The sequence below is a fragment of the Paenarthrobacter sp. DKR-5 genome, from assembly GCF_018531425.1.
Taxonomy (GTDB): Bacteria; Actinomycetota; Actinomycetes; order Actinomycetales; family Micrococcaceae; genus DKR-5.
The window spans coordinates 121,986-147,666 of record NZ_JAHBOI010000004.1 but is presented as its reverse complement, the minus strand read 5'-3'; the positions used below and the strand labels follow the sequence as shown (position 1 = coordinate 147,666).

28 protein-coding genes and 1 riboswitch are annotated in these 25,681 nt (G+C 69.5%); of the genes, 13 read left to right on the top strand and 15 right to left on the bottom strand.

Translation table 11 applies throughout. The features are described from left to right. Window positions 1-57 precede the first annotated feature (57 nt). Window positions 58-282 carry a DUF3107 domain-containing protein gene (locus tag KIH31_RS09960; RefSeq protein WP_214426972.1) on the top strand — a complete coding sequence of 75 codons (225 nt, stop codon included), beginning with the start codon at window positions 58-60 and terminating at the stop codon, window positions 280-282. Window positions 283-380: 98 nt separating this feature from the next. Continuing rightward, a complete protein-coding gene (locus KIH31_RS09955) occupies window positions 381-683 on the top strand; it encodes a hypothetical protein (protein WP_214426971.1) in 303 nt (100 codons plus the stop codon). A 61-nt stretch (window positions 684-744) separates the two neighbouring features. Here the strand turns inward: KIH31_RS09955 and KIH31_RS09950 are convergent, their stop codons facing one another. The 3 genes from KIH31_RS09950 to thiO form a co-directional block, all read right to left on the bottom strand. Further along, entirely contained in the window at window positions 745-1,521 is a 777-nt protein-coding gene (locus KIH31_RS09950) for a thiazole synthase (protein ID WP_214426970.1), read from the bottom strand. Between the two features lies 1 nt (window position 1,522). After that, window positions 1,523-1,762: a sulfur carrier protein ThiS gene (gene thiS, locus KIH31_RS09945; protein ID WP_214426969.1), complete on the bottom strand. Its 240-nt coding sequence runs from the start codon at window positions 1,760-1,762 to the stop codon at window positions 1,523-1,525. Beyond that, window positions 1,763-2,953: a glycine oxidase ThiO gene (thiO, locus tag KIH31_RS09940; RefSeq protein WP_214426968.1), complete on the bottom strand. Its 1,191-nt coding sequence runs from the start codon at window positions 2,951-2,953 to the stop codon at window positions 1,763-1,765. Further along, window positions 2,949-3,054, bottom strand: a riboswitch (TPP riboswitch). (Overlaps the previous gene by 5 nt.) A 21-nt stretch (window positions 3,055-3,075) precedes the next feature. Here thiO and thiE point away from each other — a divergent pair. Beyond that, window positions 3,076-3,705 carry a thiamine phosphate synthase gene (thiE, locus tag KIH31_RS09935; RefSeq protein ID WP_214426967.1) on the top strand — a complete coding sequence of 210 codons (630 nt, stop codon included), beginning with the start codon at window positions 3,076-3,078 and terminating at the stop codon, window positions 3,703-3,705. Window positions 3,706-3,707: 2 nt separating this feature from the next. Here thiE and KIH31_RS09930 read toward each other — a convergent pair whose 3' ends face one another. Next, window positions 3,708-4,418: a ferritin-like fold-containing protein gene (locus KIH31_RS09930; RefSeq protein WP_374224867.1), complete on the bottom strand. Its 711-nt coding sequence runs from the start codon at window positions 4,416-4,418 to the stop codon at window positions 3,708-3,710. A 44-nt stretch (window positions 4,419-4,462) separates the two neighbouring features. On the opposite strand from KIH31_RS09930, the gene KIH31_RS09925 reads away from it, so the two are divergent. From KIH31_RS09925 to KIH31_RS09915, 3 genes are all read left to right on the top strand, one after another. Further along, window positions 4,463-6,022 carry an RNB domain-containing ribonuclease gene (locus KIH31_RS09925; protein WP_214426966.1) on the top strand — a complete coding sequence of 520 codons (1,560 nt, stop codon included), beginning with the start codon at window positions 4,463-4,465 and terminating at the stop codon, window positions 6,020-6,022. 251 nt (window positions 6,023-6,273) lie between these two features. Then, a complete protein-coding gene (locus tag KIH31_RS09920) occupies window positions 6,274-7,941 on the top strand; it encodes a DEAD/DEAH box helicase (protein ID WP_214426965.1) in 1,668 nt (555 codons plus the stop codon). Then, window positions 7,941-8,831 carry a site-specific DNA-methyltransferase gene (locus tag KIH31_RS09915; protein WP_214426964.1) on the top strand — a complete coding sequence of 297 codons (891 nt, stop codon included), beginning with the start codon at window positions 7,941-7,943 and terminating at the stop codon, window positions 8,829-8,831. The genes KIH31_RS09920 and KIH31_RS09915 overlap by 1 nt, the downstream gene beginning before the upstream one ends. Before the next feature lie 15 nt (window positions 8,832-8,846). Here the strand turns inward: KIH31_RS09915 and KIH31_RS09910 are convergent, their stop codons facing one another. After that, a complete protein-coding gene (locus KIH31_RS09910; RefSeq protein WP_214426963.1) occupies window positions 8,847-9,707 on the bottom strand; it encodes a PHP domain-containing protein in 861 nt (286 codons plus the stop codon). Between the two features lie 56 nt (window positions 9,708-9,763). On the opposite strand from KIH31_RS09910, the gene KIH31_RS09905 reads away from it, so the two are divergent. Beyond that, window positions 9,764-11,323 carry an aminopeptidase P family protein gene (locus tag KIH31_RS09905; protein WP_214426962.1) on the top strand — a complete coding sequence of 520 codons (1,560 nt, stop codon included), beginning with the start codon at window positions 9,764-9,766 and terminating at the stop codon, window positions 11,321-11,323. A gap of 127 nt (window positions 11,324-11,450) precedes the next feature. On the opposite strand, the gene KIH31_RS18485 is transcribed toward KIH31_RS09905, so the two are convergent. After that, the gene (locus tag KIH31_RS18485) at window positions 11,451-12,575 is read right to left on the bottom strand and encodes a general stress protein (RefSeq protein WP_214426961.1); all 1,125 of its coding nucleotides are present in this window, start codon (window positions 12,573-12,575) and stop codon (window positions 11,451-11,453) included. A 135-nt stretch (window positions 12,576-12,710) separates the two neighbouring features. On the opposite strand from KIH31_RS18485, the gene KIH31_RS09895 reads away from it, so the two are divergent. Genes KIH31_RS09895 through KIH31_RS09885 form a run of 3 tightly spaced genes read left to right on the top strand, consistent with a single transcriptional unit; the run spans window position 12,711 to window position 15,758 of the window. Next, window positions 12,711-13,994: a magnesium transporter MgtE N-terminal domain-containing protein gene (locus KIH31_RS09895; protein ID WP_214426960.1), complete on the top strand. Its 1,284-nt coding sequence runs from the start codon at window positions 12,711-12,713 to the stop codon at window positions 13,992-13,994. Next, complete coding sequence (locus KIH31_RS09890; RefSeq protein ID WP_214426959.1) at window positions 13,987-14,625, top strand: DUF1003 domain-containing protein; 639 nt, start codon at window positions 13,987-13,989, stop codon at window positions 14,623-14,625. The genes KIH31_RS09895 and KIH31_RS09890 overlap by 8 nt, the downstream gene beginning before the upstream one ends. A gap of 8 nt (window positions 14,626-14,633) precedes the next feature. Beyond that, window positions 14,634-15,758 carry an Mrp/NBP35 family ATP-binding protein gene (locus KIH31_RS09885; protein ID WP_214426958.1) on the top strand — a complete coding sequence of 375 codons (1,125 nt, stop codon included), beginning with the start codon at window positions 14,634-14,636 and terminating at the stop codon, window positions 15,756-15,758. Between the two features lie 14 nt (window positions 15,759-15,772). On the opposite strand, the gene KIH31_RS09880 is transcribed toward KIH31_RS09885, so the two are convergent. From KIH31_RS09880 to sigE, 3 genes are read right to left on the bottom strand one after another with little or no spacing between them, the layout of a single operon-like run. Further along, on the bottom strand, window positions 15,773-16,153 hold the full coding sequence (locus KIH31_RS09880) for a twin-arginine translocase TatA/TatE family subunit (protein ID WP_214426957.1): 381 nt from the start codon (window positions 16,151-16,153) through the stop codon (window positions 15,773-15,775). Window positions 16,154-16,209: 56 nt separating this feature from the next. Then, window positions 16,210-17,136 carry an anti-sigma factor gene (locus KIH31_RS09875; protein WP_214426956.1) on the bottom strand — a complete coding sequence of 309 codons (927 nt, stop codon included), beginning with the start codon at window positions 17,134-17,136 and terminating at the stop codon, window positions 16,210-16,212. Between the two features lie 8 nt (window positions 17,137-17,144). Next, window positions 17,145-17,756, bottom strand: a complete 612-nt coding sequence (gene sigE / locus KIH31_RS09870) for an RNA polymerase sigma factor SigE (RefSeq protein WP_214427247.1) — start codon at window positions 17,754-17,756, stop codon at window positions 17,145-17,147. Between the two features lie 326 nt (window positions 17,757-18,082). Here sigE and KIH31_RS09865 point away from each other — a divergent pair, with 326 nt between their 5' ends. After that, window positions 18,083-18,715 carry an O-methyltransferase gene (locus KIH31_RS09865; protein WP_214426955.1) on the top strand — a complete coding sequence of 211 codons (633 nt, stop codon included), beginning with the start codon at window positions 18,083-18,085 and terminating at the stop codon, window positions 18,713-18,715. 25 nt (window positions 18,716-18,740) lie between these two features. Here KIH31_RS09865 and KIH31_RS09860 read toward each other — a convergent pair whose 3' ends face one another. The 6 genes from KIH31_RS09860 to KIH31_RS09835 form a co-directional block, all read right to left on the bottom strand. Continuing rightward, window positions 18,741-20,324 carry a M17 family metallopeptidase gene (locus KIH31_RS09860; protein ID WP_214426954.1) on the bottom strand — a complete coding sequence of 528 codons (1,584 nt, stop codon included), beginning with the start codon at window positions 20,322-20,324 and terminating at the stop codon, window positions 18,741-18,743. A gap of 17 nt (window positions 20,325-20,341) precedes the next feature. Next, a complete protein-coding gene (locus KIH31_RS09855) occupies window positions 20,342-20,509 on the bottom strand; it encodes a DUF3117 domain-containing protein (protein ID WP_214426953.1) in 168 nt (55 codons plus the stop codon). Window positions 20,510-20,688: 179 nt separating this feature from the next. Beyond that, window positions 20,689-21,951, bottom strand: coding sequence for a hypothetical protein (locus KIH31_RS09850; protein WP_214426952.1), 1,263 nt, complete (start codon window positions 21,949-21,951; stop codon window positions 20,689-20,691). Continuing rightward, complete coding sequence (locus tag KIH31_RS09845) at window positions 21,944-22,528, bottom strand: DNA-3-methyladenine glycosylase I (protein ID WP_214426951.1); 585 nt, start codon at window positions 22,526-22,528, stop codon at window positions 21,944-21,946. Before KIH31_RS09845 ends, KIH31_RS09850 begins: the two co-directional genes overlap by 8 nt. Beyond that, window positions 22,525-22,869, bottom strand: a complete 345-nt coding sequence (locus KIH31_RS09840; RefSeq protein ID WP_214426950.1) for a DivIVA domain-containing protein — start codon at window positions 22,867-22,869, stop codon at window positions 22,525-22,527. Before KIH31_RS09840 ends, KIH31_RS09845 begins: the two co-directional genes overlap by 4 nt. Window positions 22,870-22,909: 40 nt before the next feature. Further along, complete coding sequence (locus KIH31_RS09835; protein ID WP_214426949.1) at window positions 22,910-23,755, bottom strand: TIGR00730 family Rossman fold protein; 846 nt, start codon at window positions 23,753-23,755, stop codon at window positions 22,910-22,912. Window positions 23,756-23,894: 139 nt separating this feature from the next. Here KIH31_RS09835 and KIH31_RS09830 point away from each other — a divergent pair, with 139 nt between their 5' ends. Then, window positions 23,895-24,650 carry an amino acid ABC transporter ATP-binding protein gene (locus tag KIH31_RS09830; RefSeq protein ID WP_307857609.1) on the top strand — a complete coding sequence of 252 codons (756 nt, stop codon included), beginning with the start codon at window positions 23,895-23,897 and terminating at the stop codon, window positions 24,648-24,650. A 71-nt stretch (window positions 24,651-24,721) separates the two neighbouring features. Continuing rightward, window positions 24,722-25,630, top strand: a complete 909-nt coding sequence (locus KIH31_RS09825; RefSeq protein ID WP_214426948.1) for a glutamate ABC transporter substrate-binding protein — start codon at window positions 24,722-24,724, stop codon at window positions 25,628-25,630. Window positions 25,631-25,681 lie beyond the last annotated feature (51 nt).

Genomic DNA, 25,681 nt, shown 5'->3' with positions numbered 1-25,681 from the left:
TGTTGGGACAGCACCTGCTGCCCGTTGTTGAGACGTTGCCCAGAGGAGGCCCCTGCGGTGGAAGTTAAGATCGGTATCCAGAATGTCGGCCGTGAGATTGTGATCGAACCTGCCGCGACGGCGGAGGAGGTCGCCAAGCTGGTGGCGGAGGCTGTGTCCAAGGGCACCGAGCTGCGCCTGACGGACGAAAAGGGCCGCCTCGTGATCGTGCCGGCCGGAGTGCTCGGGTACGTCGAGGTCGGGGCCGAGGAGTCCCGCCGCGTCGGTTTCGGGGCGCTCTAAGCCCCCGGACGACAAGTCCATCCCGCCGTCGGCTCCGGCGGCCGTGCCCGAGGAGGGACACGGTTGCCGGACGGCGGCCCGAACCTGCAGGACAGGGAATGCTGGATCTCACTCTGATCGCGCTGTTGGCGGCCGGCTTCGGCTTCATCGTCTGGGCCGTGGACCGCAAGCATCACAAGTACGGTCTGCTGCTTCCCGCCTGCGCCGGCGCCGCGGCCGCGCTGCTGACCTGGATCATCACGGTCGCAGCGGGTCTGGGCTACGCCCCGGGCCTGACCTGGGTGCCGTGGATCGCCTCGCTGGCCGTCGGCATTGCAGCCTCAATCGCCATTGCCGTCGTGCTGGGACGTTCGCGCACGCGCCACGACACCCGGCAGCTCACCGCCCTCCTGCGCCGCTAACCCGCAGGTCCGGCCAGGTCCCCGCACGTCCGGCGAGGACCCCCCAGGTCCGGGGGCTTCCTTACAGGTCCGGGCGGCCCTCCATCGAGGAGGAAGCGAGCGCGTGCTCGCGCCGCGGAATGCGGCCGGCTTTGGACGCGAGCCTTCCCGCGGCGACAGCGTGCTTGAAGGCCTCAGCCATCATCACCGGGTCCTGGGCGCGCGTCACTGCCGTGGCGAGCAGGACGGCGTCGCACCCCAGTTCCATCGCCAGCGCCGCGTCCGACGCCGTGCCGATGCCGGCATCGAGGACCACCGGAACCTCGGCGCGGGAGACGATCAGCTCGATGTTGTGCGGGTTCAGGATGCCCAGCCCGGTCCCGATCGGGGCGCCCAGCGGCATCACGGCCACCGCTCCGAGCTGTTCGAGCCGGCGGGCAAGGACCGGGTCGTCATTCGTGTAGGCGAAGACCTTGAAGCCCTTGTTCACCAGGCGCTCGGTCGCGTCGACCAATTCGACGGCATCGGGCAGCAGCGTGTGCTCGTCGGCAATCACCTCCAGCTTCACCCAGTCCGTTTCCAGCGCCTCGCGGGCGAGTTCCGCCGTCATCACCGCTTCGCGGGCGGTGAAGCAGCCGGCCGTGTTCGGCAGCACGCGGATGCCGGAGTCGAGCAGCAGCTGGAACAGCGAACCGCCCACCTCGGGGCTGTAGCGGCGCATTGCCACCGTGGTGAGCTCGGTCCCGGAGGCCAGCAAGGCAGCGCCGAGGCCGTCCAGGCTGGGCGCGCCGCCGGTGCCCATGATCAGGCGGGACTCCAGGGCCACGCCATCAATGACGAAGGGATCGTTTCCGGCCATGTCAGCCTCCTTGAACAGCTGTGACGATTTCGATGTCGTCGCCGGCGGCGACGGGTGTGCTGGCCCAGCGGCTGCGCGGCACCACTTCCGCGTTGAGCGCGACGGCGACGCCGAGGCGCCGGCCGTCTGCGGGGCTGCCGTCCGGCGCGATCCGGCGCCCGGTGACTTCCTCCACGAGGTCCGTCAGCATTTGTCCGTCCGAGTGGGCCCGGGCAGCACCGTTGAGAGTGATGGCGGCCATTCAGGCCTCCTTTGCAGTAGCAGGGGAAAAGCGGTCGGGCCGGAACCGGGTCCAGCGGGTGTCGGCGATCCCGTCGATGAGCTGGCGGCAGATCAGGGCGGCGGCGGGCGTCAGCAGGACGCCGTGGCGGAAGAAGCCTGTCGCGATGACGACGCCAGGCACATCCGCCTCCCCGCCGGCGGTGGCGACGCGCCCCAGCAGCGGGGCGTTGTCCGGTGTCCCCGGGCGGGCGCGGGCGGTGCACTCGAGCAATTCGAGTTCCGCCACGGCGGGAACGAGGACCTGGGCGTCGCGCAGCAGCTGGTAGACGCCGCCTGCCGAGACGGCGGAGGATCCGTCCTCCCGTTGCGTGGCCCCGATCACGACGGTGCCGTCGGCGCGGGGCACGAGGTAGACAGGCAGACCCCGGACCAGGCCGCGCACGGTCGCGGTCAGCAGCGGGTCGAGATGGGCCGGGACCCGCAGACGCAGGATGTCCCCGTACACCGGCCGCAGCGGCAGCCGTGCCCGGGAGGGCAGTCCCTCAAGCGCGGCGGCGGCCAGGCCGTTGGCCACCACCACCTCCCCGGCAGCCAGCACCGTCCCGTCGTCGAGGAGCACACCCGTGACAGCGGAGTCGAGGTCGCCGGCGTCGGAGTGGACGAGGCCGGCCGCGGACCGGCGGACCACCGACGCCTCGTCGGAGGCACCCAAGACCGCCAGGATGGCGCGGGCTGCCCGCCGGGGGTCCACCTGGTGGTCTTCGGCAATCGCGAACGCCCCGGAAATGCCGGGCCCCACGAGAGGCTCCTGGGCCCGGGCTTCGCGCACCGTGAGAGGTTCGACGCCGAGCCCGTGGGCCAGCTGGACCTCGCGCAGGTCGGCCAGGGCGCGGCGGTCGGCAGCGTCGGCGCCGAGCGCGAGGGTGGGGGTGGGCAAGTATCCGGCGTCGGGGCCGAGCGCTGCAGCGAACCCGGGCCAGAGTCCGGCCGATTCGAGCGTCAGCTCCAGCAGGTCCTCTTCCTGGTAGTGCAGTTCGCTGACCGGGGCCAGCATCCCGGCAGCGGCGAAGGTCGCCCCCTCCGCGGGGGCCGGGTCGATGAGGGTGACGCTGCGTCCGCTGCGCAGCAGTTCCCAGGCGATGCCGAGGCCGACAATCCCGCCGCCGATCACTGCGACGTCGCAGGCGGCGGCATCCGTTTGCGGGGCCATGCGAATTATCCTTCCCTACGCCGGTACGAACCGGATCAGGTCAAGCGGTCGGCCGACCAGGCCCTCTCAGCCCCTGTGCCGAGGCTCCCGCAGTCCGTGACCAGTTTAGCTACTGTTGAAGCATGACCTTTGACGCCGCCCAGCTGTACCTTTGCACGGATGCCCGCGCCTCCCGCGGCGATTTCGCCGACTTCGTGGATGCGGCGTTCGCCGGCGGCGTCGACGTCATCCAGCTGCGGGACAAGTCCATCGAGGCCGCGGAGGAACTCCAGCTGCTGGCGGTCCTGCGCGAGGCGGCCGAGCGGCACGGCAAGCTGTGGGCGGTCAATGACAGGGCGGACGTGGCCTCGCTCGCCGGGGCGCCCGTGCTGCACCTGGGCCAGAAGGACCTCCCGCTGCCGGCAGCGCGGTCCCTGCTCGCCGCCGGCACGGTCCTCGGGCTCTCCAGCCACACTCCGGACCAGGCGGATGCGGCGATGGCAGCCGGCGATGCGGACTACTTCTGCGTGGGCCCGCTCTGGGCGACGCCGACCAAGCCGGGCCGGGCAGCGGTCGGTCTCGGCCTGGTGGAGCACGCCGCCGCCGCAAACCCGTCCAAGCCCTGGTTCGCCATCGGCGGCATCGACCACTCCAACGTCCGCCAGGTCGTGCAGGCGGGAGCATCCCGGATCGTCGTCGTCAGAGCCATCACGGAGGCAGCGGATCCGGCGGACGCGGCGGCCAGGCTCCGGGCCGAGCTTCCCGCGCTCTGAGGCTAGGCGGTCAGGCCGAGCTGGCTCATCCGTTTGGAGTGGGCCTTCGTCAGAGTGGCCATCAGCTCCCGCACCAGCGCGGTGCTTTCCTCCGCGGACTCGCCGCTGCCAAGCAGGCCCCCCAGGAACGCCCGTTCGATTCCCACCCGCTGCGCCTGGGTGAGGGCCTCCCCCACCAGGCGCCGCCCCCACAGGGCCAGCCGCGAGGCCAGCCGCGGGTCGTCCGCCAGCGCCACCCGGATGCGGTCCTGCAGGATGCGCTGGGTCTCGTCGCTGGTACGGATCCGGGCGATGACGGACCGGCTCGCGGGGTCCAGGTACTCCGAGATGGCCTGGTAGAAGTCGTTCGAAATCGCGTCGATCACGTACGCCTTCATCATCGACTCGTACCAGTCCGCCGGGCGCGTGCGGTCGTGGAACGAATCCACGGACGGCTGGAACGGCAGCATGGCAGCTTCGGCGTCGACGCCGGCCTCGGCGAGCGCGCCGCTGACCGTTTCGTAGTGCTCGAACTCGGCGACCGCCATGCGGCCGAGCACGGCCCGGTCGTGCAGGGTCGGTGAGTAGCGCGCGTCCGAGGACATCCGTTCGAACGCGGACAGCTCCCCGTAAGCCATCACTCCGAACAGGTCGACGACGAACCGGTCGTAGCGGGCGCTCATCTCCTCCATGGTCGGCAAGGCGGGCTGGGAGTCGGAGGACGGCGTGGTCATGGCTACCAGCGTATAGGGCCCCCGAAAGGGTTACGCTGACTTTTGTGGCGTACACGCACATTGGACTGCGCCGAAACGCGCAGCAGCAACTGGCGGAGGCGCTCGCCCACCTCCGCACCGAGTTCGAGCTGCCCTCGGGCTTTCCCCCGGCTGTGCTGGCAGAACTGCGCACCGTGCTGGCCGGCCACCGCCCGGCGGCCCTGGACCTGACCCACGTTCCCTTCCTCACGATCGATCCGCCCGGCGCCACCGACCTGGACCAGGCCATGCAGCTCCAGACCCGCGGCAGCGGCTACCTGGTCCGCTACGCGATCGCGGACGTGCCGTCCTTCGTGCCCGCCGGCGGCGAACTCGACGGCGAGGCGCGGCGCCGGGGCCAGACGATTTACGTGCCGGATGGCCGGATCCCGATGCACCCGGAGCAAATCAGCGAGGGCGCGGCGAGCCTGCTGCCCGGGCAGGAGCGCTCGGCCTTCGTCTGGGAGCTCGAGCTCGACGCCGAGGCCGAGCTGCTCCGGACCAGCCTGCGGCGGGCGCGGGTGCGGAGCATCGCCCAGCTGGACTACGACCAGTCCCAGCGCTACCTGGACGCCGGAGCACAGGGCGACGGCCAGGGAGCACCCGCAGAGGTGCTCGCCACCCTGCGCCTGCTGCGCGAGGTGGGGCGGCGCCGCGCGGCCCTGGAACGCGCCCGCGGCGGGGCGAGCCTGAATGTCCCGGACCAGCAGGTGGAGTTCGACGGCAGTGACTACACCCTGGTGGCCCGCCCGCCCCTGCCGGTGGAGAGCTGGAACGCCCAGATCTCGCTGCTGACGGGGATGGCCGCCGCGCAGCTGATGCTCGAGGGCAAGGTCGGCATCCTGCGCACCATGCCGGACCCCGACCCCGCGTCGGTGGCACGCTACCGGCTGCAGACCGAGGCCCTGGGCAGGCCCTGGTCCGAAGACGTCGCCTACGGTGAATACCTGCGCAGCCTGGACACCAGGGCGCCGAGGGACCTGGCTCTGATGCACGCGGCCTCGTCCCTGTTCCGTGGTGCCGGATACACCCCCTTCGACGGCGAGTTGCCGCAGCAGCGGCTCCAGGCGGCAGTCGCTGCGCCCTACGCGCACACCACCGCCCCGCTGCGCCGGCTGGTGGACCGGTTCGTGCTGGTGATCTGCGAGGCGCTGTGCGCCGGGACCGAGGTGCCGGCGTGGGCCAGGGAGGCCTTGCCCCAGCTGCCGGTGCTGATGGCAGCCTCGGACCAGCTTGCGGCGCGGGTGGACAGGGCCGCCATCGGCACGGTGGAGGCCGCGCTGCTGAGCACCCACATCGGCCGGGAATTCGACGCCGTCGTCATCGCCGGCCCCCGCCACAACGGGAACGGAAACGGCAACCACAACGGGAACGGAAACGGCGGGCCGGCCCGCGGCACGGTCCAGCTGACCGAACCGCCCGTGACGGCACCGTGCGAGGGTGCGCTGGAGGCGGGCACCCGGATCCGGGTGCGCCTGCTCAAGGCGGACATCGCCACCCGGTCAGTTCTCTTCGAAGCCGTTGCAGCGCCCGGTTTGACACAAACTCCACCAATCGCGGCCCAAGCAGGTAAACTGGGAGCGTAGTAATGGATGCCCGGTCGTTGATAGTCAAGATTCTCCTCACTCAACGGATCCGCCCCTACGCGATCTTTGTTAGCCCGGGCCCGCTGAAGAAGCGGGCCTAAGCATGCAGTTGTTAGCCCGCGATCGGCTTCCACTGGACGCACCGCGCCCCCGCGCTCCGTTCGGCTTGTGCCCGCCAGGGCCGCCGCCGACGTCGAGCCTTGGACACGCGCAGTGCCTATTCGAACGGTACGTAATTGAACATTGAGAAATTGACCACCGAGAACGACCACCACCTCCACGCTGACAACAGCGAAGAGGAGCTGACCGTAGAGGCCAGCCTGACCATCACCGAAGAGCCGCACCACCAGGCGCCGGAGACCTTCGCGGACTTCGCCGTCCGTGCGGACATCGTGGAATCCCTGGCCGACGCCGGGATCGTGCACCCCTTCCCGATCCAGGCGATGACCCTGCCCGTTGCCCTCGGCGGCCACGACATCATCGGCCAGGCCAAGACCGGCACCGGCAAGACCCTCGGGTTCGGCATCCCGGCCCTGCAGCGCGTCGTCGCCCCGAATGACCCGGGCTACGAGAAGCTCCCGGCTCCGGGCGCCCCCCAGGCACTGGTCATCGTGCCCACCCGCGAGCTGGCCGTCCAGGTCGCGAACGATCTGCAGACCGCGGCCCGGAAGCGCCAGGCGCGCATCGTCACCATCTACGGCGGCCGCGCCTACGAGCCGCAGATCGAAGCCCTCAACAAGGGCGTCGAAGTGGTTGTCGGCACCCCCGGCCGCCTGATCGACCTCTTCAAGCAGAAGCACCTGTCGCTGAAGAACGTGAAGATCGTCGTCCTGGACGAAGCCGACGAGATGCTTGACCTGGGTTTCCTGCCCGACGTCGAGACCCTGCTGGCTGCCACGCCGGCCGTCCGCCAGACCATGCTGTTCTCGGCCACCATGCCCGGGCCGGTCATTGCGATGGCCCGGCGCTACATGACGCAGCCGACCCACATCCGCGCTGCCGACCCGGACGACGAAGGCATCACCAAAAAGGACATTCGGCAGGTCATCTACCGCGCCCACAACCTGGACAAGGACGAGGTCGTGGCCCGGATCCTGCAGGCCGAAGGCCGGGGCCGCACCATCATCTTCACCAAGACCAAGCGGACCGCCGCGAAGCTCTCCGACGAACTGGTCTCCCGCGGTTTCGCCGCCGCGTCCATTCACGGCGACCTCGGCCAGGGCGCCCGCGAGCAGGCCCTGCGCGCCTTCCGCAACAACAAGGTGGATGTGCTCGTGGCCACCGACGTCGCGGCCCGCGGCATCGACGTCGACGACGTCACGCACGTGATCAACTTCCAGTGCCCGGAAGACGAGAAGACCTACCTGCACCGTGTGGGCCGCACCGGCCGCGCCGGCAACAAGGGCACCGCGGTGACTTTCGTGGACTGGGACGACGTCCCGCGCTGGGGCCTGATCAACAAGGCGCTGGGCCTCGACGTCGCCGAACCGGTGGAAACCTACTCCTCCTCGGCGCATCTGTACACGGACCTGAACATCCCCGAGGGGACCAAGGGCCGGCTGCCCAGGAGCCGCCGCACGCACGCCGGCCTCGACGCCGAGACGCTTGAGGATCTGGGCGAAACCGGCAAGAAGAACCCGCGCTCGGGCGGCCGCGACAGTGGACGTGAGGGTGGCCGGGACGGAAACCGTGGCGGCCGCGACAACGACCGCGGACGCAGCCGTGGTGGCCGTGACGGAAACCGTGGCGGCCGCCGGTCAGAGGAACACACGGCTCCTCCGGCCGAAGCGGCGCCCGCCGCGGAAGGCTCTGCGGAGAAGCCTGCCCGCTCGCGGCGCACCCGCACCCGCCGCCGCAACGGCCAGGTGGTTGACGGCGCCAGCCCCCGCAGCACGGCTCCGGCGGCGAACGCCGAGTAATGGCGCCAACCCTGTGGGCGCCGGACGGCAGCAACCTGGTGGTGCACGCTGAGAACTCGGTGTTCCTGCCCGCCCTGCCGGACGGCGCCTTCACGCTGATCTACATCGACCCGCCGTTCAACACCGGCAGGGTGCAGCGCCGCCAGCAGACCACCATGGTGCGCAGCAGCACCGGCACCGGGGACCGGATCGGCTTCAGCGGCCGTTCCTACGACACGGTCAAGGGCGCGCTGCACAGCTACGACGACGCGTTCAGCGACTATTGGGCGTTCCTGGAACCCCGGCTGGTGGAGGCGTGGCGCCTGCTGGCCGACGACGGGACGCTGTACCTGCATCTGGACTACCGGGAAGTGCACTACGCCAAGGTGATGCTCGACGCCATCTTCGGCCGCGAGTGCTTCCTGAACGAAATCATCTGGGCGTACGACTACGGCGCCCGGGCGAAGAACCGCTGGCCCACCAAGCACGACAACATTCTCGTCTACGTGAAGAACCCTTCCGGGTACCACTTCGACAACGCTGCGGTGGACCGCGAGCCGTACATGGCACCCGGCCTGGTCACGCCGGAAAAGCGGGCCCTGGGCAAACTCCCGACGGACGTCTGGTGGCACACGATTGTCTCGCCCACCGGCAAGGAGAAGACCGGCTACCCGACGCAGAAGCCTGAAGGCCTGCTCAAACGGATGGTCAGCGCCAGCTCCCGGGAGGGCGACTGGGTCCTGGACTTCTTCGCCGGGTCCGGCACGCTTGGCGCGGTAGCCCGGATGCTGGGGCGCCGTTTCGTCTGCGTGGACAGCAACCCCCAGGCGGTCGAGGTCATGGCGGCCCGGCTCGGAGACTCGGCCGACGTCGTCGCGCTCCCGGCGCCGGAACGGGCCCCTGTCACCTAGGCCGGGGCTACCGGCCTAGGTATTCGCTGCCGGGCGGACCACAGAGGATCCCGTACCCAGCGCAATGATGCGGTCCAGGGTCTCGGCGCTCGTCACGTTCTCACCCAGCCGGTTCGGCTTGCCGGCGCCGTGGTAGTCCGAGGACCCCGTCATAAGCAGTCCGTGCTCCGCCGCCAAAGCGCGCAGGAAGTCGCGCCCCTCCTCCGGGTTGTCCCGGTGGTAAACCTCGACCCCGAGCAGCCCGGCGTCGATCATCTCCCGGTAGGTAGCCTCCCCCACCACGCGGCCGCGGCCGGTTGCCACAGGATGGGCGAAGACCGGCACCCCGCCGGCCTGGCGCACCAGGGAGACCGCCAGCGCCGGGTCCGGGGCGTAGTGGCCGAGGTAGTAGCGCGAGTGCGACGTGAGGATGCCGGTGAAGGCTTCGGAGCGGTCCGCGACGACGCCGGCGGCGACCAGGGCGTCGGCGATGTGCGGCCTGCCGACAGTCGCGCCGGGCGCCACATGCTGCGTGACATCGTCCCAGGACAGCGGGTAGTCCTCCGCGAGCAGTTCCACCATCCGCTCCGCGCGGCTCAGCCGCGCGTCCTTGGCCTTGGTGATCTCCTCTAGCAGGCCCGGATGGGCGGGATCGTGCAGGTAGGACAGCACGTGCACGCTGATGCCGCGGGAGGTGCGGCAGGAAATCTCCATGCCCGGCACGAAGAGGATGCCGGCGTCCGCGGCAGCGCTGCCCGCCTCGGCCCACCCGGCGGTCGAGTCGTGGTCGGTGAGGGCGATGGCGTCCAGGCCGGCCCCGCGCGCGGAGGCGATGACGCCGGCGGGACTTTCCGTGCCGTCCGAGACATTGGAATGGGTGTGCAGATCGATCCTCACCCACCCAGCCTACGCGTCGGTGGCCTTATTCTTCGGCGTGGTGAGACGATGGAACGGTGAATGACGAACAGCATCCCTCAGAGTCCTCGGCCCAGCCGCTGACCGACCGCGTGAACAACCGCTCGCAGCGGCCGGCCTCCGACGCCTTCAAGTCCTTCATGGCCTCAAGCTGGGCCCCCGCGGACACGGAACTGCCCGGCCGGGCGGAGGTGGCGGACCATGCCGCGCGCCGTCGCCGTGCCATTTCCGAGGCGTTCCAGGGCGAGCGCCTGGTCATCCCGGCGGGGCCGTTGAAGGTGCGCTCGAATGACACGGACTACCGGTTCCGCCCGCACTCGGCGTTCGCGCACCTGACCGGGCTCGGGCTGGACCACGAGCCGGATGCCGTTCTCGTGCTCGAGCCCACCGCCCAGGGTCTGGGGGACGACGGCGGCCACCACCACGCCACGCTGTACTTCCGGCCGCTCGCCGGCCGGGACACCGAGCAGTTCTATGCCAGCGCCCGCTACGGCGAGTTCTGGATCGGGGCCCGGCCCACCCTGGCCGAGTTCGAGGCGCTGCTGGGCCTGGAGACGGCCGATCTTGCCGGACTTGAGGTTGCGCTCACCAAGGATGTGGGGGTCACCGCGATCGGCGGCCTCTCCGTGCGCCTGGTGCGCGAGGTGGACCTGAACGTGGACGCCCTCGTCGACACTTCGCGGATCAACACCGGGGTGGACCTGGAACAGGCGGACGCGCTGGACGCGGTGCTGACCGAGGCCCTCTCGGAGCTGCGCCTGGTGAAGGACAGCTGGGAGGTCGAGCAGCTCAAGGCAGCCGTGGCGGCGACCGTCAACGGGTTCCACGACATCGTCAAGGCACTGCCTCGGGCGATTAGCCACCCGCGCGGTGAACGTGTGGTCGAGGGAGCTTTCGCTGCCCGGGCCCGCGAGGAAGGCAACGACCTGGGGTACGACACGATTGCCGCCTCCGGGAACAACGCCACCGTGCTGCACTGGATCCGCAACAACGGCCGGGTGCACCCCGGCGAGCTGCTGCTGGTGGACGCCGGCGTCGAGGCCGATTCGCTGTACACGGCCGACATCACCCGGACCCTGCCGGTCGACGGCACCTACACGGACATCCAGCGCAAGATCTACCAGGCGGTGCTCGACGCCGCGGACGCGGCCTTCGAGGTGGCTGTGCCCGGACGCCGGTTCCGGGAGCTGCACGCCGAAGCGATGAAGGTCCTGGCTGCCCGGTTGGAGGAGTGGGGCCTGCTGCCCGTGGCGGCGGAGGTGGCCCTCACCGAGGAGGGCCAGCACCACCGGCGCTGGATGCCGCACGGCACCAGCCACCACCTGGGCCTGGACGTGCACGACTGCGCGCAAGCCAGGCGGGACCTCTACCTCGACGGCGTGTTGACCGAGAGCATGGTGTTCACCATCGAACCCGGCCTGTACTTCAAGGCGGAGGACCTGGCGGTTCCGGAGGAATACCGGGGCATTGGCGTGCGCATCGAAGACGACGTGCTCGTCACCGCTGACGGACCGGTGAACCTGAGCGCGGCGCTCCCGCGCACGCCGGAGGATGTCGAATCCTGGATGGCCGGGATCTACAGCCCGAGCGGCGAGTAACACCCTCGGGTTCGGACCCTTAGCGCGAACGGCCAGTTGTGGCGGGCTCCCTCGTCGGGAGCCCGCCACAACTGGCCGTTCGTGTGGGTGGTGTGTTCGCGAAGGTGACTAGTTCGCGAAGGTGGTCTTAGCGGTCGGTCCCGTTGCCGGGCCGGCCACTTCCCGTTGGCGGAGCCGGCGGCACCGGGTTCGTGCCGGGGACGGCCGGCGGCTGCACCGGAGGCTGCGGCTGCCCGATGCCCTGGGGCTCCTCCGGAACGCCAGCCCCGGGCATGCCCTGCGGTTCCTGCGGAACCGCCGGTCCCCACGGGGACTGCGGCTCCTCGGGCACCGGGATGCCAGCCGAGGCCGGTCCGCTTGCGGGCGGCCGGAGCGTCGACCCGGCTCCCGAGCTTCCGGTGCCTCCCCCGGGCCGGTCTTCACCGTCGCGGCCCTGGTCGCCACGGTCCTGGCCGTCGCGGTCCTGGTCCTCGCGGGCCGGCTGCTCGCGGGCCGGCTGCTCGGGCCCGCGGGGCCCGGCTTCCTGCTGGCCGCCGCGCTGGTGGTCCTTGTCCACGCGCACGCCGTACTGCGGGCGCCCGTCCGGAAGGTCTGGGAACTGTCCGCGCGGGGTCGCCGGCGCTTCAGCTGCGGGTCCCTGGGCACCGGCAGCAGGTTTCGCGTAGGGGTCTTCCCAGCCCGCGGGACGCTGCGGGGCCTGGCCCTGGTATTCGCCCGGGAACCGTTCCTGGGCCTGGGAGCGGGGCTCCGCGGTGGACTCCATCGGCAGCTGCTGCAGCAGCCTGCGAGCTTCCCCGGCGAACTCGGAGCCGACAATGACGTCGTAGCTGGAAGCGAGCACCCGGTTCGTGGAGGTGAAGTCGCGCTTGCCGCGCTGCATCGCATACGTCACGACGCCGAACAGCATCCAGAAGGCGGCGCCCATCAGCACCGAGGTGATGATGGAGAAGGGCCCCTGCGCCGAGCCGGAACCGAAGAAGGAAAGCAGCATGCCGATCAGCAGGCCGAACCAGACACCTGTGAGCGCCCCGTTGAGCGCGACGCGCGGGTAGCTGAGCTTGCCCGTGACCTGTTCGACCATTTTCAGGTCGTTGCCCACGATGGAGACATGCTGGACCGGGAACTGGTGGTCCGCCAGGTAATCGACGGCTTTCTGCGCGTCCAGGTAGGACGTGTAGGACCCGATCGCATCGCCTCTCGGGACGCTTCGCTGTTCGTCGGTCTGCCGGGCGGTACCCCAAATGTTGGACATGCACCCATTGTTGCCCATGCCGGCCCGATCGCGCAGTGTTATCGCTGGCAGTGAAAGGATGTCCCCGCCGGGCCACGCGCCGGGACCCCGCCGCGCAATTGAGCCAAATAAGGGCCGACGACGTAGCCTAGTCGTGTGAGCAGCATTCCCTCACGCGTCTTTGTGGCGCGCCTTCTCGGACTCGACGTGTTCGACCCGCTGGGTGACCGGCTGGGCCGGCTGCGCGATGTCGTCGTGCTCTCGCGCGGCACCCGGGGCGCTCCCCACGTGGTGGGCATCGTCGTGGAGGTTCCGGGGAAGAAGCGCGTCTTCGTCCCGATGACCCGGGTCACTTCCATGGACCAGTCCCAGATCATCTGCACGGGCCTGGTCAACCTGCGCCGCTTCCACCAGCGCGGCGCGGAACAGCTCGTAGTGGGTGAGCTCTTCGACCGCCGTGTGACGCTGGCGGACGGCTCCGGCGACGCCGTCATCGAAGACATTGCCATGGACCAGCAGCGCAGCGGCGACTGGCTCGTCTCCAAGCTCTTCGTCCGCCGCGGCGGCTCCACCTCGCGCCTGCGGGGGCTGCGCCGGGGCGAGACGATGCTGATCGACTGGACCGACGCGCACCCCGGGTCAATCCACGAACCGCAGGGGGCAACGCAGTTCCTGGCCAGCCACGAGGACCTCAAGCCCGCCGACTTCGCCGACGCAATGCAGGACATGAGCGACAAGCGCCGGCTCGAGGTGGCCAACGAACTCCAGGATGAGCGGCTGGCCGACGTGCTGCAGGAACTGCCGGAAGAGGACCAGGTCCAGTTGCTCTCCTCGCTGGACGCCGAGCGCGCCGCCGACGTGCTGGAGGAAATGGATCCGGACGACGCCGCCGACCTGCTCGCCGAGCTGCCGGAGGAGCAGGCCGAAGAGCTGCTGCAGCTGATGGAGCCCGAAGAGGCCAAGGACGTCCGCCGCCTGCTTGAGTACGACGAGGACACCGCCGGCGGTCTGATGACGCCCGTGCCTGTCATCCTTCCGCCGGAAGCCACCGTGGCCGAAGCCCTGGCCCACGTGCGCCGCGAGGATCTCTCCCCCGCCCTGGCTTCGGCCATCTTCATCTGCCGGCCGCCCCTGGAGACGCCGACCGGGAGATTCCTCGGCGTGGTCCACATCCAGCAGCTGCTGCGCAGCGCGCCGCCGGAGCAGCTGGGCAGCATCGTGGACAAGAACCTCGAGCCGGTGTCGGACCTTGCGAGCGTCAGCGAAGTGGCCCAGACCATGGCGCAGTACAACCTCAACTCCCTCCCCGTAGTCAATGCCACCGGGCGCCTGGTGGGGGCGGTGACCGTTGACGATCTTCTCGACCACCTGCTCCCAGACGACTGGCGTGTCCACGAAGGTGGGGCACCCCTGAAGAAGTTCGGAGGACGGATTGGCTGAGAACACCACCCCCCGAAAGAGCGTGGGCCTCGATACGCCGCTGGAACTGCGTTCGAGGTTGTTTCCGCGCCTGACGCCAAACCCGGACGCGTTCGGCACCATGACCGAGAAGTTCGCGCGGTTCATGGGAACCCCGCAGTTCCTGGTCTATATGACAGTGTTCTGCGTGGTCTGGCTTGGCTGGAACACCCTGGCGCCGGAGAACCTCCAGTTCGACCCCCGCAGCCTGAATTTCACCCTGCTCACGCTGATGCTCTCGCTGCAGGCCTCCTACGCAGCGCCGCTGCTGCTGCTGGCGCAGAACCGCCAGGATGACCGGGACCGGGTCGCGATCGAGCAGGACCGCCAGCAGGCCGCCCGCAACCTGACCGACACCGAGTACCTCACGCGTGAACTTGCGTCGCTGCGGATCGCGCTGCGTGACGTGGCGACCCGCGACTTCGTCCGCTCGGAGCTTCGCAGCCTGCTGGAGGAGCTGGCCTCCGCGCAGTCCGGCGAGGAGCCCGAGCCCAACGACAAGCGGGAGCGGCTGCGCGAGAAGATGCGCTCGCCCCGCACCCAGTCCCTGCCCAAGGTACGCCCGGCCGCCGACACCGGCCCGGCCGGACCTCCCTCCCGTTCCGGAAACTGAGCCTCCCCATGACAGCACCCTCCCCCGCCGCCGTCAGCGCTGCGCTGGCCACCGTCATCGACCCGGAACTCCGCCGGCCCATCACCGAGCTCGCCATGGTCGGCGCGGTGGACGTGCGGCCCGACGGATCCGTGCAGGTCACCGTCCTGCTCACCGTTTCGGGCTGCCCGATGAAGCAGACCCTCACCGCCGACGTCGAGCGCGCCGTCGGACAGGTCGACGGCGTCCGCGGCGTGGCTGTGGACCTGCAGGTGATGACCAAGGAACAACGCGACGAGCTCAAGCTGAAGCTGCGCGGACCGGGGGCCCGGCGCATTCCGTTCAACGAGCCGGGCTCGCTGACCAAGGTGTATGCGGTGGCCAGCGGCAAGGGCGGCGTCGGCAAGTCCAGCGTCACCGTGAACCTGGCCTGCGAGCTGGCGCGCCGCGGCCTGCGTGTGGGCATTGTCGACGCGGATGTGCACGGGTTCTCCGTGCCCGGCCTGATGGGCATCACCCAGGCGCCCACGCAGGTGGACGAAATGATGCTGCCGCCGGTGGCCCACGGCGTGAAGGTCATCTCGATCGGCATGTTCGTCCGCAAGAACGAGCCGGTGGTCTGGCGGGGCCCGATGCTGCACCGTGCGCTGGAGCAGTTCCTGACGGACGTCTACTTCGGGGACCTGGACGTCCTTTTCCTGGACCTGCCCCCGGGCACCGGGGACATCGCCATCTCGGTTTCCCAGTTGCTGCCGTCGGCCGAAATCCTGGTCGTGACCACCCCGCAGTCGGCTGCGGCTGACGTGGCCGAGCGCGCCGGGACGATCGCCACCCAGACCGGTCAGCGCATTGCCGGAGTCGTGGAGAACATGTCCTACCTGAGCCTGCCGGACGGCACGCGCATGGAAGTGTTCGGCGCCGGTGGCGGCCGGACGCTGGCCGGGCGCCTGAGCGCCACCCTGGACGCCACGGTCCCGCTGCTGGGCCAGATCCCGCTCGATGTCGCGCTGCGCGAAGGCGGGGATGCGGGGGCGCCGATCGTGCTGACCCATCCGGAGGCTGAGTCCGCCCGGGCCCTGGCCGGCGTCGCAGCGGAACTGGGCGCGAAGCCGCGAGGACTGAACGGCCGCTCGCTGGGGCTCCAGCCCCGCTAAGCCGCACGCCGCTGCTAGGTGGCTTCGCTGTCGAACGGAGCGGCCTCGCCGGGGGCGAGCCGGACGATTTCCGGCGCCGGGGGCGCTGCCGCGGCTACGGCTGCCGGTGCCGGCGTGGAAACCGGCTTGCGGTGGTCCTCGTCGTCCTCGAGAAGGGCCTCGCGGATGATGCGCCGCGGGTCGTACTGCCGCGGGTCGAGCTTCTTCCAGTCGACGTCGTCGAGGTCGACGCCGACCTCTTCCTTGATCTGTTCGCGCGCCCCGGAGGCCATCCGGCGCACTTCCTTCACCAGGTTGGCGAGCTTCTGGGCGTAATCCGGCAGCCTTTTCGGCCCGATCACGAGAACGGCGATGATCAGCAGGATGATCGCCTCGGAGCCGTTGATACCAAACACGTTTGAAGATTACCCTTTCCGGCCGGTAACGGCCGATTCGGCGGTGCGGGCCGGCCCTAGGAGCCGGACCACAGCGCGAGCCGCTGCAGCCCGCGGAGCACACGGCTCACCACGTCGTCGGAGGCGCCGGCGGCCGGCGCTGAGGAGTTTGCCGCGGAGAGTTTGGTGACGGCGGCCCTGACCTGCCCGGGCGGCAGATCGGCCTTGACGGTGTAGGTGGCGCGCTCGTTGCGGTAGACGGCCTGCCAGGTCTTGCCGGGCAGCAGCCACAGCTGGCCGCCGGCCGCCGCGTCCTCCGGGTCGGGGAGGAAGCCGTCCGCGGTCACCGGGTGGCCCGTGAGGGCGTTTACCGGCACGGGGGTGGCGGAGCCGTGCTGCTCGAAGATGGTCACGGTGTGCGCGGCTGAGGCGGAGGCAGCGTCGGTCAGCTGCAGCTGCAGGGTGGGCAGCCCGGCCTGCTCGTAACCGCGCGCCGCGACCAGGCGGAAGCCGAGCGAGGAAAGTTCGGGGCACCCCCACCCGGCAGCGTGCAGGCGGTCCAGGGCGGCCTGGGACATGGCCTCGGGTGGCTGTCCGGGACTGCGCGGCCAGCTCGCCGAGACCGCGGAGAGTTGCTGTGTCCTTGCTGCCGGTCCTGCCGCCGCTCCGGCGGCGTAGGCCCCCGCAGCGAGCACGGCGGCCACGGCGGCTACTGCCCCGGCGGCCGCGGCCGCCTTGCGGGAACCGTACCGCCGTGCGGGCTGCGAAGCCGGTTCCGGCGGGCGCGCCGCCAGGGAGCCGGTGTGCTGCAGCAGCCGGGCTGTGAAGGCTGACGACGGGCAGGGATCGTTCACCGCGTGGAGCAGTGACTGGAGATGGCGTTCGCGGGCAAGCAGCAGCCGGCATTCTCCGCAGGACGCAAGGTGTTGCTGCGCCTTGGTCATCCTCTCCGGGGGGAGCCGCTCGTTGAGGTAGTCGGCGGCGTCGTGTCCGAGGTGTCCCATAGCGTGGGCTACAGGACACCTGCGATGCGCGGCATCTTCAACCGTGGTTTGGCTGCCGCCTGGCGCGGGTCGCGGTGGGCGAGCTTTTCGCGCAGCATGGTGCGGCCGCGGTGGATCCGGGAGCGGACGGTGCCGAGCTTCACACCGAGGGCCTCGGCGACTTCGTCGTAGGAGAGGCCTTCGAGGTCGCACAGCACGACGGCGGCCCTGAAGTCCGGGGGGAGCTGCTCAAGCGCCTGCTGGACGTCGACGTCGAGGTTGTTGAACTCGAAGCTGCGCTCGGGTCCGGGTTCGCGGCCGGGAAGGCGGGCCTCGGCATCGTCGGTGAACCCGTCGAAGCGGATCCGGTTCTTCCGCCGGGCCTGATCGAGGAAGAGGTTGGTGGTGATCCGGTGCAGCCAGCCATCCAGGGTGCCCGGCTTGAAGTTCTCCAGCGAGCGGAAGACGCGCACGAAGACTTCCTGCGTGAGGTCTTCGGCGTCGTAGCGGTTGCCGGTCAGGCGGAATGCCAGACGGTATACCTTGGCGGAGTGGTTCGTGACCACTTCCTCCCACGTCGGCGCAACCCAGTCCGCCTCCGCAGCCGTTCCGGACTGCAGGGAATCCTGGGACGGAACCATGCTTGTCGACGGCATGTCCCACCCTCCTTCAATGTCCGCATCCAGCCGGAGGCCCTCGTGGCTTCCGCGCCGCCGGTCCGTGACAAAAGTAGTTCGAACCTGCAGGCCGGCTGGATTGCCCCGAGTAAATATGGTCTCAGGAAAACCTGTGAGTTGGCCGTTAGCCTCGGCCCGCTTCGCGCACAGCGTAGCAGAGGGGCACAGCGTAGCAGCGGGGCAGAGCGCAGCAGCGGGTGGCTCGGCCGGCGCAGGTACCCCGGATTGGCGCCCCAACCCAGTAGTCTTGGGACTGTCCCCCAGCGATCCCAGTCAGGAAGAACAGCACCATGAGCGCCGACAAGTCGACAAGCTGGTCCTACACCGAAGGGCTGCCCGCTGAAGACGATGTCCTGCTCCGCGCCCGCGAGCGGTCCTACGAGCTGGGCGTGACGCCCGTCAGCCAGGGCGTGGGGGCTGCGCTGACCGTCCTGACGGCCGCCTCGAAGGCCCAGACTGTGGTGGAAATCGGTTCCGGTGCCGGCGTCTCCGGCGTGTGCCTGCTGCGCGGCCTCGGACGGCAGGCGGTGCTGACGACGATTGACGTCGACGTCGAGCACCTGCGGGCGGCGCGGGAAGCGTATCTGGAATCGGGCAGTCCGGCGAACCGCACGCGCACCATCTCGGGCCGCGCTGCGGACGTGCTCCCCCGGCTGACCGACGGCGCCTACGACCTGGTTTTCATCGACGCGGACAAGCCCTCGTTCCCGGTCTACGTGGACCAGGCAATGCGGCTGCTCAAGCGCGGCGGCATGCTCATCGTCAACGACGCGCTGGACAAGGACCGCGTAGCCAATCCGGCCAGCCGGGACGAAACGACGAACGTGCTGCGCCGGGTCGGGAAGACCGTGCGCGAGCACGAGGATTTCGTCTCCGCCCTGATCCCCACCGGGGACGGCCTGCTGCTCGGCGTCAAGCGCTGAGCAGCGAGGACCTTCCCGGGGACCTTCAGCCCTGCTGCAGGTAGTTCACCAGCAGCCGGGTGCCGTAGCCTGTCGCACCCTTGATGACTTCGTCCTCGTCGGCGGCGGCCCGGCCCGGTCCGGCGATGTCCAGGTGGGCCCACGGGACGTCCCCGGCGAACTCACGCAGGAACAGCGCCGCGGTGATCGACCCGGCGCCGACCTTTGCGTGCTCGCCGGTGATGTGGGCGATATCCGCGACGTCGGAGTCCAGTGCCCAGCGGTACTCGCCGGCCACTTCCTCCAGCGGCATGTGCCACACGCGCTCACCGGATGCCTCCGCGGCCCTTTCCAGGTCGCTGACGAGCTCCGCGGAAGTCCCGTACAGCGCGCCGTGGCGCCGCCCCAGGCCCATTGACGCTGCGCCCGTCAGCGTCGCCACGTCGATCAGGATGTCAGGGGCGAGGTTGCTGACGGCGTATCCCATCCCGTCCGCGAGCACCATCCGGCCTTCGGCGTCCGTGTTGCCGATCTCCACCGTGGTGCCGTCGTACACCTTCACAATGTCGCCTGGACGGTAGGCGGAACCCGAAACGGCGTTCTCGGCCAACGCCAGCAAGGCGGTGACCTTGCAGTCGAGGCCAAGCCTGGCGGCCGCCTGCGTCACGGCGAGCACCACGGCCGCACCGGCCATGTCGGTCTTCATCGGGACCATGGACTCGCGCGGCTTCAGGGAGATGCCGCCCGTGTCAAAGGTGATGCCCTTGCCGACCAGCACCACATGGCGCGGGTTGCGCACCCCCTCCGGCGTGTAGCTGACCTGCACCAGCCGCGGCGGGGTCGCCGAGCCGGAGCCAACGGCCAGCAGCCCACCGAAGCCTTCGCGCTGCAGCTGCACTTCGTCGCGGACCGTGCACTCCAGGCCCGCGTCCGCCGCCAGCCTGCGCGCCTGCGCGGCCAGCCATTCGGGGTTCTTCAGGTTCGACGGCGTGTTTGCCAGGCTGCGGGTGAGCCAGACGGCTTCGGCGGTGCTCAGCGCATCGATGAGGGCATCCTCATCGGCGCCGGTGACCTCCAGCCTGGCGGCGATGGGCTTGGGGCTTTCCGCCGTCCCGGCGCGCGGCGCACGGTAGCCGCCCAGCAGGAATCCCTCGAGGAAGGCCCGCTGCAGTTCCGGCGCGAGGCCGTCGACGACGGTGGTGCGCACCAGGGAAGTCCCGAAGGTGGCCTTCGCCAGGGCGGCGCCGGCTTTGCGCAGCTGCGCGGCAGTATCCTCGCCCACGCCCAGCAGGATCAGCCGCGGCGCGAGGCCGCTCTTCTCCCGCGGCGCCATCAGGCTCAGCACTTCCCCTGCCTTGCCTGTGACGGACTGGAACTCGGCTGCGGCGGCGACGTCGGCGTGATAGGCGACGGCGGCTTCCACCGCCCCGCGGCGCGGCTGAGGGGTCGGACGTTCCGTTCCGGCACCCGGGGCAGGCGCTCCGGCACTGCCGATCGGCACGGCCAGCACGTCGGGCCGTTCCGCGGCTTCCGCTCCAACCTCGGCGAACGGGCCGAGGGCGCTCAGCCGGGTCAGCGCCGGCTCGAGCAGTTGCTTTTCGAAGGCTTCCCGGGTGGCAGCGGAGTTCATGATCGCGTGGTCCCGGCCTACTCAGTGACCCCGACGAGGCACTTCTTCAGCTCGGTCGCCTCGTCGGCGTTGAGCTCAACCACGAGGCGGCCGCCTCCCTCCAGCGGGACGCGCATGATCAGGCTGCGCCCCTCCTTAGTGACCTCCATAGGACCGTCACCGGTTCTGGGTTTCATGGCCGCCATAAGAAAAATCCCCTTCATTGTCTGCCGGCGAAACGCGCCCCGGAGGGCGCGGCCGCAGTAACGTCAGCCGAGGGACGGCAAATGCTCAAGCCGCCATGGCCGGGGCCCGGACGGGCCCTTGTTCTTGCGCTTTATACATTATCCAGTACATATGAACGCGGAGCGAATTGACCCGCGGCTCACGGCGGCCAGTCCCCGCCGCCGGGCAGCTGGGTCCATACCCAGAGCCAGTCGACCCAGACGATCTGCAGCAGCAGGAACATCACGACGACGGCGGACCGGTAGGCGCGTGAGCGCGAGACGAAGGCCGCCGCCAGCGCCAGCGGGAACAAGGGCAGCAGCAGCCTGAAGGTGCTGGTCTGCGGGTAGAGGAACAGCGCCAGGTAGCCCAGGTAGCAGGCGGACCACAGGCGGAGGTCCGTGCCGAGCCGGCGGACCGCCTTGGAGTTGAGGTAGAGCGCGACGGCGGCGGCGAGCAGCGCCAGGAAGAACCATCCCGCCACTGGCCCGAAGAAGTTCAGGCTGGCGTCAAGCCAGGGCCGCAGCGGAACCAGCTGTCCTCCGCGCCAGGCCGCCTCCGTGTCCGTGTAGGCTTTCGGCTCGCCGGTGGCAGCCCAGGCAATGACCGGCCAGGCCACCGCGCCGGCGGCACTGGCGGCCACGAAGGCCGCGGCCCGCGCCATCTCGGCTGGCGGGAACGGGTCCCGGGCCCGGGCGCGGAAACGCAGCAGCACCGACAAAGCAGCCAGCGCGGCAAACGGCACCCCTACCGGCCGGGAGAGGCACATCAGCAGCACCACGGGGATGGCCGCCAGGTAACGCCGGCGGACCAGCAGCAGCAGGGCCGACGCCAGCAGGAACAGGTTCAGCGACTCGGCGTAGGGCACCTGCAGGATGGGCGACACGGGAAACGTCAGCAGGAAGGCCATGGACCACATGGACGTGGAGACCGAGGCAAACCGGCGGAACAGCCGGTAGGCCACCAGAGCGGCTGCCAGCCCGAACGCCGGCGCCAGCAGGACTGACGCCCCGGCCCAGCCGAGGCCGCTGGCGGCCGTGAGGCCGCGGGCGAGCAGCGGGAAGAGCGGGTAGAACGCCCACTGGTTCTCCTGGACCAGGCCTGACTCCCCGCGGGGCAGGGTTCCGGGGTACCCGTCCTGGTAGATCTTCGAGTACCACTCGCTGTCCCAGATCTGCAGGAAGTGCCAGTAGTCCGGCTTCCCGGCTCCCCACGGGCTTGCCCCCTGGTGCAGGGCGGCCACGGCAAAGACGCCGAAACCGTAAATCCGCGTCCCGAAGTACAGCACGCTCACCTGCAGCCACCATGGCCAGCGGCGTGCGGCGGCCGCCGCGGAAGCAGCGGCGGCCCAGAGCTTTTCGTTCAGCGTGCCGCCGCGCGCCGGGGCGGGAGCGGTCGGCGCCTGCTGCCGGGGCTCAGCCATCGCCGCGGATCCAGCAGCCCGCCACATGGTCGTTGACCACTCCGACGGCCTGCATCATCGCGTAGGCGGTGGTCGGTCCAACGAAGCGGAAGCCGCGGGCCTTCAGCGCCTTCGCCAGCGCTGCCGACTCCGCGGTCGTGGCGGGCACGTCGTGAAGGCCTGCGGGGACGCGGGGCTCGGCCGGGGCGTGCGCGGCGAGCAGGGAGACAAGCGTTTCGCCCTCAGGCAACTCCAGCACGGCCCGCGCGTTGGCGATCGTGGCCTTGATCTTGGCGAGGTTGCGCACGATTCCGGCGTCCGTCATCAGCCGGGCGACGTCGTCCTCGCCGTAGGCCGCTACCTTTGCCGGATCGAAGCCGTCGAAGGCGGCGCGGAAGGCTTCACGCTTGCGCAGGATGGTGATCCAGCTCAGCCCGGATTGGAAAGCCTCCAGGCTGATCCGCTCAAAGAGCGCGTGTTCCCCGGTCACCGGCCGGCCCCACTCCTCGTCGTGGTACCGCTCGTAGTCGGGGCTGCCCGACATCTGCGTCCAGCCGCAGCGCAGCCTTCCGTCGGATCCGGCTACCAGTCCGGTCACGGCGCGTCCCCGGCCGGAGCGGTGCGCCCGGCCAGCTCTTCTTCCAGCCTGCGGATCCGGGTGTCCTTGGCGGCCAGCTCGTCCCGGAGCCGGTCCAGGACTTCATCGACCTGGTCCATCCGGTAGCCGCGCAGGCCCAGGGCGAACCGCAGCCGGTCCACATCCTGCGGCGCCGCATGCTCCGGGAGCAGCACCGGCGGCAGACTGGGAACCGGCTCGCTCATCCCGTCGAGCGTCGAATCACCGGCGGCATTCCGGGCAGCGCGGCGCGGGATGCCGGCTGCGACGAATGCCGTGAGGCCGGCGAGGGCGACAGCGAGGAAGACGAGGAAAAAGCTCACAGCACCATGGTGCCACGAGCGGCCGCGGGCACTGCCGGTTTCAGTCCTGGCTGGCCACGGGGGGACGCTTGCCGCCACCAAGCACCAGGTGCACCGCTTCCGCCGGATCGTCGACCACCTGGATCAGTCCCACGTCCTCGGCGGCGATCATGCCCTCCGCCACGAGCGTGCTCCGGATCCAGTCCACCATCGGACCCCAGAACTGGGTGCCGACCAGCACGATCGGGAAGGAGGTGACTTTGCCGGTCTGTACGAGCACCATCGCCTCGAACAGTTCATCGAGCGTCCCCAGGCCGCCGGGCAGCACAACGAAGCCCTGCGCGTACTTGACGAACATGGTCTTTCGGGCGAAGAAGTAGCGGAAGTTCACGCCCAGGTCCACCCACTCGTTCATGGCCTGCTCGAACGGAAGCTCGATGCCCAGGCCAACGGACGCCCCGCCGCCCAGCACTGCGCCTTTGTTCACGGCCTCCATGGCGCCGGGTCCCCCGCCGGTGATGACGGCAAGGCCCGCCTCGGCGAGTTTGCGGCCGACCTCTACGCCGATGTCGTAGAACGCCGATCCCGGGCGCGTGCGCGCGGAGCCGAAGACGCTCACGGCCGGCCCCAGGTCCGCGAGGGCGCCGAAGCCTTCGACGAATTCGCTTTGGATCCGCAGCACCCGCCAAGGGTCCGTGTGGGTGAAGCCTGACGGGTTGCGCGTATCGAGCAGGTGCTGGTCTGCCGTCTCCTGCTTCGCCTGGCCGCGGCGCAGCTCCAGCGGCCCTTTCCGGCGCGAGGGCACGTGCCGGCCGGCTCCCGCGGCGCCTCCGGCCGAGGCTTCGGCGGAACGCCGGGGCGGGGTGCGGCCTGGCGGCATGCTGTTCGGGTCGGCGTCGGTGCTCATGCCCCTTAGGTTAACCCAGCCCGGTTCCGGCGCCGCCGCGGGCCCGGTTCAGTCCCGCATAGGTATCCGTTCAATCACGATCGGACCGAATGTCCGGCCCGTGGAGCTAACAGGGCTCAAACTTCGCTAGATTCTTCCTATGACGACAGACGCCCAAGCAACGGCACTGGTTGATGTAGACCGGGTGAACAAGCACTTCGGTCAGCTCCACGTGCTACAGGACATCAACCTCAAAGTCAGTAAGGGTGAGGTGGTGGTGGTCATCGGGCCCTCCGGGTCCGGCAAGTCGACGCTCTGCCGTGCCATCAACCGGCTGGAGACCATCGACGGCGGCACCATCAAGATCGACGGCAAGCTGCTGCCGGCCGAAGGCCGGGATTTGGCCCGGCTGCGGGCCGACGTCGGCATGGTCTTCCAGTCCTTCAACTTGTTCGCCCACAAGACGATCCTCGAGAACGTCACGCTGGGCCCGATCAAGGTGAAGGGGATGAAGAAGGACGAGGCGGAAAAGCAGGCGATGATGCTGCTCGAACGCGTCGGCGTCGCCTCCCAGGCCGGGAAACTTCCGGCCCAGCTCTCCGGAGGCCAGCAGCAGCGCGTGGCAATCGCCCGTGCGCTGGCAATGAAGCCGAAGGTGATGCTCTTCGATGAGCCCACCTCGGCGCTGGACCCGGAGATGATCAACGAGGTTCTCGACGTGATGGTGCAGCTGGCCAAGGAAGGCATGACGATGATCGTCGTCACGCACGAGATGGGCTTCGCCCGCAAAGCCGCCGACCGCGTGGTCTTCATGGCTGACGGCCAGATCGTCGAAGACGCGCAGCCGGAGGAGTTCTTCACCAACCCGAAGAGCGACCGGGCGAAGGACTTCCTGTCCAAGATCCTCACGCACTGACACCCCTCCGCCACTCACGGAGTAACGCACCCATTGGCCGTCACGAACGGCCGACCAATGAAAGGGAAACAATGAAGTCCTCCACTCGAAGGAAAGCCGGTTTCGCAGCGGCGCTGACCGCTGTTGCAGCCTTGGCGCTGAGCGCCTGTGGCGGCGGCGGCGGATCCTCCACCGCGCCGAACGCTGGCGGCTCCCCTGCGCCGTCCTACACGGTGGCGCAGAATGTGTCGCTGACCGGCAGCCCGACGTTCGACGCCATCAAGTCGGCCGGCAAGGTCCGCATCGGCGTCAAGCAGGACCAGCCCGGCCTCGGCTTCAAGGACGCGGCAACCGGCGAATACAGCGGTTTCGACATCGAGATCGCCAAGTGGATCGCCGCGTCGCTGGGCTACAGCAAGGACAAGATCGAGTTCAAGCCGATCCCGTCGGCCAACCGCGAGTCCGCCATCGCCAACGGCGACATCGACTACTACGTCGGCACCTACTCCATCACCGACAAGCGTAAGAAGCTCGTCGACTTCGCCGGCCCGTACTTCGTGACCGGCCAGGGCCTGCTGGTGAAGAAGGACAACACGTCGATCAACAGCGAGAAGGACCTGGCGGGCAAGAATGTCTGCTCGGCCACCGGCTCCACCCCGATCCAGAACATCAAGGCCAACTTCAAGGACACCAAGACCACGGAGTTCGACACCTACTCGCAGTGTGTCGAGGCGCTCAAGAGCGGCCAGGTGGACGCTGTCACCACCGACCAGGCCATCCTGCTGGGCTACGCCTCCCAGGAGCCTGACGCCCTGAAGGTCGTCGGCCAGCCCTTCACCGTCGAGAAGTACGGTGTGGGCCTGAAGAAGGGCGACACCGCGCTGCGCACCTTCATCAACAAGCTGTTCACCGACGGCAAGGACACCTGGAAGAAGATCTACGACAGCACGCTGGGCACCACCGGAACCAAGGTGGAACAGCCGGCCGTAGAAAACTACTAAAAAACTCATGCGGGGATGTCCGGCCTGTCCGGGCATCCCCGCATCCTTGAT